Raw genomic sequence first — 8,022 nt, 5'->3', positions numbered from 1 at the left:
CTGCTATCTCTTCTTTTGGTAAAGGATAAAAAATAGGTGTTTGATTAGATTTAACACTCTCGTCTGCTACAATGTGTTTTTTCAAAAAATTAAACATGTTTTAATTACCTCCTTATTACAGAAGGGCTGTTTTCAATGCTTCCTCAAGCATTGTATTGAAATCATTATATGTTTTCATCACTGTGCCAGATGGTTTATCAAGTTCTAAGTAATTACCATCAGATAAGTTTTTACAAAACCACGCAATACTTGAATCTCCAAAGAAAAGATACTCTTTTTGAAATTCATTTTCATACCAAATCTCATTCGTGTCTATAAAGCCGCAAATTTGTTCATCTTTTTCTGTTTCTAGTAAAGGAGAATCAACTCCGTAAAGTACCAGCCCATTAAAATCTAAACCATTTATAATTTTAAGAAACTCTTCGTATTCACTCGGTAAATCAACATTAAATTTCTCTTTTGCATGTTCTCTTAATTTCTGAACTTCGCTATCTGTTGCTGGTGTACTCAGTTTATCATTAAAACTTTTCTCTATTTTTTCAATTTCTAAAATCAGATTTTTCCACATATAAATTTCACCATTGCTTCAGCTTGAATCTGTTCAAAAATTTCTTTCTCATTCCCCTCATAATTGTCTAACATTCTTAGGATTTCTGAAACTTTTGTGTCCATGCTGTTAACTCCTATCAGTTATTTTAAGGACTTTCTTTTACATGTCCGCTTTTGAATCCCATACCTCTACAAATTCAAAGCCTTTTAAATCACTCTCTAAAACTGCATTTCTAAATTCGTCAGACACTAAAACAGTAGAGGAGTGTAATCTTTGATTTAAATAGGCTTTAAATATTATCTGCCCTTCAACTATATTAGGCAAAAGTAATAAACTTCACCTGTAACATCATGGGTTAGCGGAAGGAACTCAACATTATTACAAATTAGAGGTTCTAATACCTCTTTTGCTTTTCTACTAACCATTGGCGTGCCAAGTTCCCCCCAGAACATAGGACAATCACTATGGTTATCTCCTTCTACACATTCAACAAGAATTTCTCCCCATGAATCAGATAGCTTTATTGCCAAATCAATTTTTTCATCGAAATATTTTTTACGGTCTTCTTTCAAATTTAATAGTTGAAAAGATTTATAGTTATCAAATAAACTTTTTAATTGCCAAATTTTCATACCTTTTACTCCTTTATAATTCAATTAGTAAAACAATTAAGATTATTTAGGTTGATTTAGTTTTAAACTACCGTCCAATAACCTTTCTCTTATATTCTGCAAAGCTGCAACTGCATCTGCTTGATTACCCCCAAAGCGTTTAACTTCGCTTAATACTCTGTATACTTCTCTTATATACTCTGGACTATGATTACCTATATGTAATGCTTCAGTAGTTACATAATCGTTCACTTTATATGGTAAAAATACCCCATTAGCAGCAGAATCATGATGTATTCCAAACTCTTCTAATAGTTCTTGTACCTGTGCCGCCCTTTTATCATTCCAAGGTCCTATGTGATGTGCCGCATTAGGATATGGCGGTGGCTCAATTCCTGCTTATTTAAGTTCTGCACGTAATTTTTGAGATGCTGTATACGAATCGGGATAATCATTTTTTACATCTACTCTATCAAGAACTTTATCTGCATAATCCTTTATTACTTCTTGAACATCTTTGACCCTACTTCTTCCACCAGTTTTGGAAAACATAAATGTATCACGGGCTTCTTGTAACATTTCAGAAGCTTTTCTCTGTGCACTTCCAAAGCCACTAGCACCTGCGAATGCAAAACGTTCTGTCAACGGTAATTTATTCGCAACAGAAGAGATTCCTGTAGAAAACTTTGCTAGATTTACACCTTCACCGAGTGTAGTTACTTTCCCTACATTGCTTATCCCTTTATCCCCAATCCATCCTAACCCAAATTCCATAAAAATACTTGTTCCCCACTTTGTACCACTTTCTAAATCACCATGCCAAACATCATTCATAAATGAATCCGAAAAAGTATTACACATAGTATATGCCGTCTCTAGAGGGTGACCTATAGCATACTTGATATTTTCTTTTGTTACTGTATCGTCTAGTGAATTGAATCCTTCTACAATCTCTCCGATAACTTGCCCAGAACCAACGTATATACCGTCCCAAACTTTTCTAAGCATAGATTTTTCAAGGGAGGTATCATCATACATTGCCCCTTCTTCGATATTATCATCTGATAAATTGTCATTTAGAAGATTGCTAGCTTGGCGTGCCCTATCTTCTCCAATCGCTTGAATAGCAGTTGTCCACTCCATATTCAACCCTTGTGTACTAAATGTACCACTTGCAGGACTAAARCCTTTTCCACTTTGWACYTCYGCYAAACCTGTCGCAATGCTAGCGGCTAGTTGGAGTGCCGTATCATAATTAYTACTAGAARTATAATTAAATTCATATAGATGTTCTAATTTTTCTTGCAGTTTTTTCCTCATGACAGTAAAAAGATTTRCCATAGCWTCCATACCTGGGATTGGCATAGCTTGACTGATGGCTTCCATACTTGCTTTCATTCGGTCAATTTCTCGAATTTGTTCTAATATTTCTTGTTCGATTACATCTGTCGAAGCGACTTGTGATTGAAATTGACTTGGAAAAGCATCATTCTGACGAATTAACTCTTCACACAGATAAATGATTCCTTGTGCTAAAGGACGAAAGGTTTGTACAAAAAATGATTTTGCACTGCTATAAGTTTGTCCTTGTAGAACAGTATCAATTGCAAAGGCGTCAATCAACTGAATGACTTGTTCCATGCCTTGAATGGTAGCGATACATACAGCATTCATGCTTTGATTCTGATTCTGTACTTCTCCCAAATACATATTTAAACTCATGCATTGACCTCCCTTGCCAATTGTTTCTGTTGATAGGAAAAGTCACTTTTCATTTGAACCATAATACCCCTTATTTTCCTAGTATTTCATAAGAAAATTATACCACTCTTAATTATTGCACCGTTCTAAATACTTGGTTTTTAATGAAAATTTAATTCACCTCCTTTAAAAAGGAGGTGAATTAACTAGTTTTCTTCTATATAAATAAAAGGAACATATACGGCGGTCCTTTCAAAATATCCCCTTCCTTAACTTCTCCTTGGCAGACTCAAGGATTCGCCTCACTTTCTCAGGGTGATTTATACCGTATAAACACCCTTAATCTCTATATGATAAATGTGGGCTTTCTAAATACGTTGTTATTAAATTTGCTTCAGTATTATCACAATACTGTTCTATAATATTGCGAAGATAATTAGCAATCGTTGTTTCACTAATGGTCTTTCCATAATCAGTTCTACGTGTTGGATAATTAATTTGTTCACTAGCTGTATTAGATGTAAATGTGTATTTACCACGTTCCCTTAAATATTTAATATACGTCCGAATATGAAGAGGTTTTACCTTATCAACATCCGTAACTTTTAATTCTCTTTCTAAATATGAAGCAAATAACTTAGATGCTTTGCATCGCAATGAAGCAAAAAGTTTTCAGCATTCATCTGAAAGTTATTCATACAACAAAAAAACCTCCTAGCTATTGGAATTAAAATTTCAATCCAATAAATAGAAGGTTTTTAAATTAACCGCCAATTACCTATGTACTTTATTGCCTACATACGTAATTCGTTGGTTATTAAATTTTGTTATGAAATACGCTTAACACCTTGATATTACAGCGTTTACGAAGCCTTATGTTCAAGTCTTAGCTTATCCGCAACCATTGCGATAAACTCGGAATTCGTAGGTTTTGCTTTTGACATGGATACAGTATAACCAAATAAGGACGAAATAGAATCAATATTCCCACGGCTCCAAGCTACTTCAATTGCGTGACGGATTGCGCGCTCGACACGGCTTGCTGTTGTATTATATTTCTTTGCAATATCTGGATATAATACTTTCGTAATAGATCCTAGTAATTCGATATCATTGTACACCATAGAGATTGCTTCTCGTAAGTACATGTACCCTTTAATATGAGCGGGTACACCAATTTCATGAATGATACTTGTAATACTCGCATCTAAGTTTTTCGGTTTTCCATCGATCGTTGTTGCTGATCGGAAAGATGGTAATGGACGTTTAATAGTAGCACTTTCCTTACCACTAACTTGACGAATATGACTTGTTAAATTCTCCATATCAAATGGTTTTAATATGAAATATGATGCCCCTAAATCAACCGCTTTTTTCGTCACATCTTCTTGTCCGAATGCTGTCAACATAATAACGCTAGGTTGTCTTAACCTTTCAATATGTCGCATTTTCTCTAGCACAGCCAGACCATCTAAATGTGGCATAATAATGTCTAAAACGAGTATATCAGGCTGCTTTTCTTTCAATAAGTTTAAACATTCTTGACCATTGTAAGCAATTCCGATAACTTCCATATCATCTTGGGCAGCAACATAACTCTCTGGCATCGATACCAATTCTTTATTATCATCCACAAGACATACTTTAATTTTCTCCACAGTTTTTCCTCCCTTACCGAATCGATTCTTCCGACATGTGTAAGCTTCTAGGCTACATGAATTGTTCGAYAATTGTGTGAAAATTCCCTTTAAAGTTTCTTACTTTCCGATAAAATCACAAAAAAATATGTTTATCGTTCATTTTTTTACTTTCGCAACACATTCCATCATAGAATTACAGCGAAACGTTCAACCCTTTGCTTATATCTTACAACAAAAAACAGCTCTTGCGGAGCTTTTACAAAATTTCAACGAATTTTTCAAAAGAAAAGCGAGCTAATATGTATTAGCTCGCTTTTTTCTCTTGATCATAAATATTAATTCCAGCCTCATGTAACATCCATTCAATATGAACACCGTATCCTGACGTTGGATCATTTACAAATACATGTGTAACCGCACCAATTACTTTCCCATTTTGTACAATCGGACTTCCACTCATTCCTTGTACAATACCACCCGTTTTTGCTAGTAAACGTTTATCTGTCACTTTTATAACCATACCTTTTGTAGCCGGGAACTTTTGTGGTACCGTACTAACAACTTCAATATCAAACGCTTCCACCTTATCTTGATCAATAACTGTTAATATTTTCGCTGGCCCTTCTTTTACTTGATGGGATAATGCGATAGGCATTGCTTTATCCATTATGCCGTTTGTCATATCTGTGTTTAATTTCCCAAAAATACCATACGGGCTATTTATTGTAATATTACCAATCACTTCACGATCCGGTGAAAATCTTGCTAATTTTTCTCCCGGGTTCCCGTGACTTCCTCTTTCAATAGACGTTACTGTCGAACGCATAATTTGTCCATCTTCTACTTGAATTGGCTTTTTTGTATCATTATCGGAAATTACATGACCAAGCGCTCCATATTTCATRGAATCTGGATGTACAAATGTCATCGTTCCGATACCAGCTGCTGAATCACGAATATACAGTCCAATTCGGTAAGAGGATTCACCATTGTCTTTTTGTGGTGTTAGCTTAGCACGAATATATTTTCCATCTCTTAATAAAACAAGATTAAGCGGTTCACCTGTTTCTCCACTATTATGAATAAATGGTGCTACATCACTCATTCTTTCAATTGTTTTACCATTGATTTCAGTAATCATATCTCCAATCTGTACACCAGCTGTTTCACCAGGAGATACTTTACCCTTTTCAGTTTGAATTAAATGATGGCCTACAACAAGTACACCTTTTGTGTTCAATTTCACACCAATCGATTGTCCACCTGGAATAACTTTAAAATCTTTTAATACTTTCACATTTACTTTTTTCACTGGAAAACCAGCAAGTTGAAAAACCATATCAGCTTCACCATTTTGGTGAGAATTTACCATAAGTTCTTGTTCATTTGAACTAACAGTAAACACATTACGATTTGTAGATGCAGCCTTAAAAACTGGTAATGATGCTATTTCTGATTGTTGTCCTTCAAAAACAACAAGTTGCTTCGGAGATGAAATAAACGTTCGAAGCGGTTTAAAACATCCAATAAAAACTAGAGAAACAAGGAGACAAAGACCTATTATTTTTCGAAATCTTTCTAATTTCAATTTGTTCACTCTCCTCGCTCCTACCCCACATTCAGCCTCTTGGCTTCACTTTTTAATCTCTCCTTGCAGCGCTTTATTTATAACCGGAAGAATTAAGAAATCGTCATTTGAGAAAAAAAAGCTATCCATTACTGGATAGCCTCTGCTGTCTGTTTGAAATGATGCGCTTGCGTAAGTAACTCTTTCGCATGCTCTGTCGTTAAATCTGTAATTTCAACACCAGAAATCATTCGAGCAATTTCTGTTACTTTTTCATCCGTACTTAACACAGTAACCGATGTAATCGTACGATCATTCGCCACTTGTTTTCTAATAAATAAATGAGAGTCCGCCATTGAAGCTACTTGAGGTAAGTGCGTAATACAAAGTACTTGCGAGTTTACTGATACACGATAAATTTTTTCCGCAATAGCCTGTGCAACCCGACCACTCACACCCGTATCCACTTCATCAAAAATAACAGATGCAACACCTTGATGCTTAGAAAAAATGCTTTTTAAAGCTAAAATAATACGAGATAACTCTCCGCCAGAAGCGACCTTTGAAAGTGGCTTTAACGGTTCACCCGGATTCGTTGAAATATAAAATTCCACATGATCGTAGCCATCCGCCGTAAGTTTTACCGGTGTTCCTTCCACGAGAGGTTCTTCTACATTTCCTACCCTCTTCATAATTCTCACTTCAAATTTCGTTTTTTCCATATATAGTTCTTTTAATTCTTGATGAATAGCGCTTGTAAGATGATCTGCAAGCTCATGACGCATAGTACTTAACAACGTTGCTTCTTTTACAATAACACCTTCTAATTTCGTTAACTGCTTTCTCGTCGTTTCAATATGCACGTCTTTATTTTCAATCGTAAAAATTTCTTGTTCAATTTTATCAGCATACGCTAAAATCTCTTCTACAGTATTTCCATACTTTCTCTTTAACATACGGATTTCATTCAAACGTGTTTCAATTTCATCTAGACGTTTCGGATCATATTCCATCATATCTAATTTTTCTCTAAGCTGGTATGCAACTTCTTCTAATAAGTAATAACTATTCGCAATAGAATCATGATTTTCTTGATACGCTTCATCTAAGTGCGTAATACTCTCCATTTGTCCCATTGCATTTCTTACGTGATCCAATCCCTGTCCGTCTCCACTTAACGAACGATACGCATCTCCTAATGCTTTATAAATCTTTTCAAAATTGGAGATTTTTAATCGTTCCTCAGTCAATTCATATTCTTCATCCATTTTTAAATCCGCCTTACGAATTTCTTCATGTTGGAATTGAATTAAATCTAGACGATGGGCCATTTGTTGTTCATTTTCACTTAAAGATTTCAGCTGTTTTTTTAACTTCTCATAGTCTGTATATACATTTTGATATATGCCCAATTGTTTAACAATGCGATTTCCATCAAAATGATCAAGCATAAACATATGACGCTCTTCATTCATTAAATCTTGTGTTTCATGCTGTCCATGAATATCAACTAGCGTTTTTCCAATCTCTTTTAATATGCTGAGTGTAACAAGTTTCCCATTTACACGACAGACACTTTTTCCGTTCGCAGCGATGTCACGCTTCAAAATAATCATGCCATCTTCTATTTCTATATCTAACTCTTCTGCCTTTGCGATACATGGATGTTTGTCATCTTCTACATAGAATAAGCCTTCTATCTCAGCCTTTTCTGTTCCATATCGAACAAATTCTGCTGAACCACGGCCACCAACAAGCAAACTAATTGCATCAATAATAATGGATTTTCCAGCTCCTGTTTCACCACTTAAAACGGTTAAACCTTTTTGAAAAGAAATATTTAATGCCTCAATAATAGCAAAGTTTCTGATCGATAATTCCGATAACAATGCCCCATTCACCAATAATAGCAAAGTTTCTGATCGATAATTCCGATAACAATGCCCCATTCAC

General features: G+C 35.0%; 5 protein-coding genes and 3 pseudogenes. All 8 read right to left on the bottom strand.

What is annotated here, in order from left to right; translation table 11 throughout:
- Positions 1-97 (bottom strand): annotated as a pseudogene (locus AC1DJR_RS13115) (SMI1/KNR4 family protein); the annotation flags it as partial.
- 18 nt (positions 98-115) lie between these two features.
- Complete coding sequence (locus tag AC1DJR_RS13110) at positions 116-568, bottom strand: YrhA family protein (protein WP_078213727.1); 453 nt, start codon at positions 566-568, stop codon at positions 116-118.
- A gap of 141 nt (positions 569-709) precedes the next feature.
- A pseudogene (locus AC1DJR_RS13105) lies at positions 710-1,182 on the bottom strand (imm11 family protein).
- A 42-nt stretch (positions 1,183-1,224) separates the two neighbouring features.
- Positions 1,225-2,883 (bottom strand): annotated as a pseudogene (locus AC1DJR_RS13100) (AHH domain-containing protein).
- Between the two features lie 318 nt (positions 2,884-3,201).
- The gene (locus AC1DJR_RS13095; RefSeq protein WP_233151937.1) at positions 3,202-3,519 is read right to left on the bottom strand and encodes an integrase; all 318 of its coding nucleotides are present in this window, start codon (positions 3,517-3,519) and stop codon (positions 3,202-3,204) included.
- A 206-nt stretch (positions 3,520-3,725) separates the two neighbouring features.
- The gene (gene spo0A, locus AC1DJR_RS13090; protein WP_477002769.1) at positions 3,726-4,520 is read right to left on the bottom strand and encodes a sporulation transcription factor Spo0A; all 795 of its coding nucleotides are present in this window, start codon (positions 4,518-4,520) and stop codon (positions 3,726-3,728) included.
- 286 nt (positions 4,521-4,806) lie between these two features.
- Positions 4,807-6,099 (bottom strand): SpoIVB peptidase, encoded by a 1,293-nt coding sequence (spoIVB, locus tag AC1DJR_RS13085; protein WP_002015079.1) that lies wholly within the window; start codon positions 6,097-6,099, stop codon positions 4,807-4,809.
- Positions 6,100-6,218: 119 nt separating this feature from the next.
- The gene (recN, locus tag AC1DJR_RS13080) at positions 6,219-7,958 is read right to left on the bottom strand and encodes a DNA repair protein RecN (protein WP_002088564.1); all 1,740 of its coding nucleotides are present in this window, start codon (positions 7,956-7,958) and stop codon (positions 6,219-6,221) included.
- Positions 7,959-8,022 lie beyond the last annotated feature (64 nt).

The organism is Bacillus sp. 05T31 (assembly GCF_056396725.1).
The sequence above is the reverse complement of the archived record's forward strand: the minus strand, read 5'-3'. Positions and strand labels throughout refer to the sequence as shown.

Excerpts from the sequence above, each read along its gene's own strand:
- AC1DJR_RS13110 (WP_078213727.1), bottom strand. The coding sequence starts at position 568 with ATGTGGAAAAATCTGATTTTAGAAATTGAAAAAATAGAGAAAAGTTTT.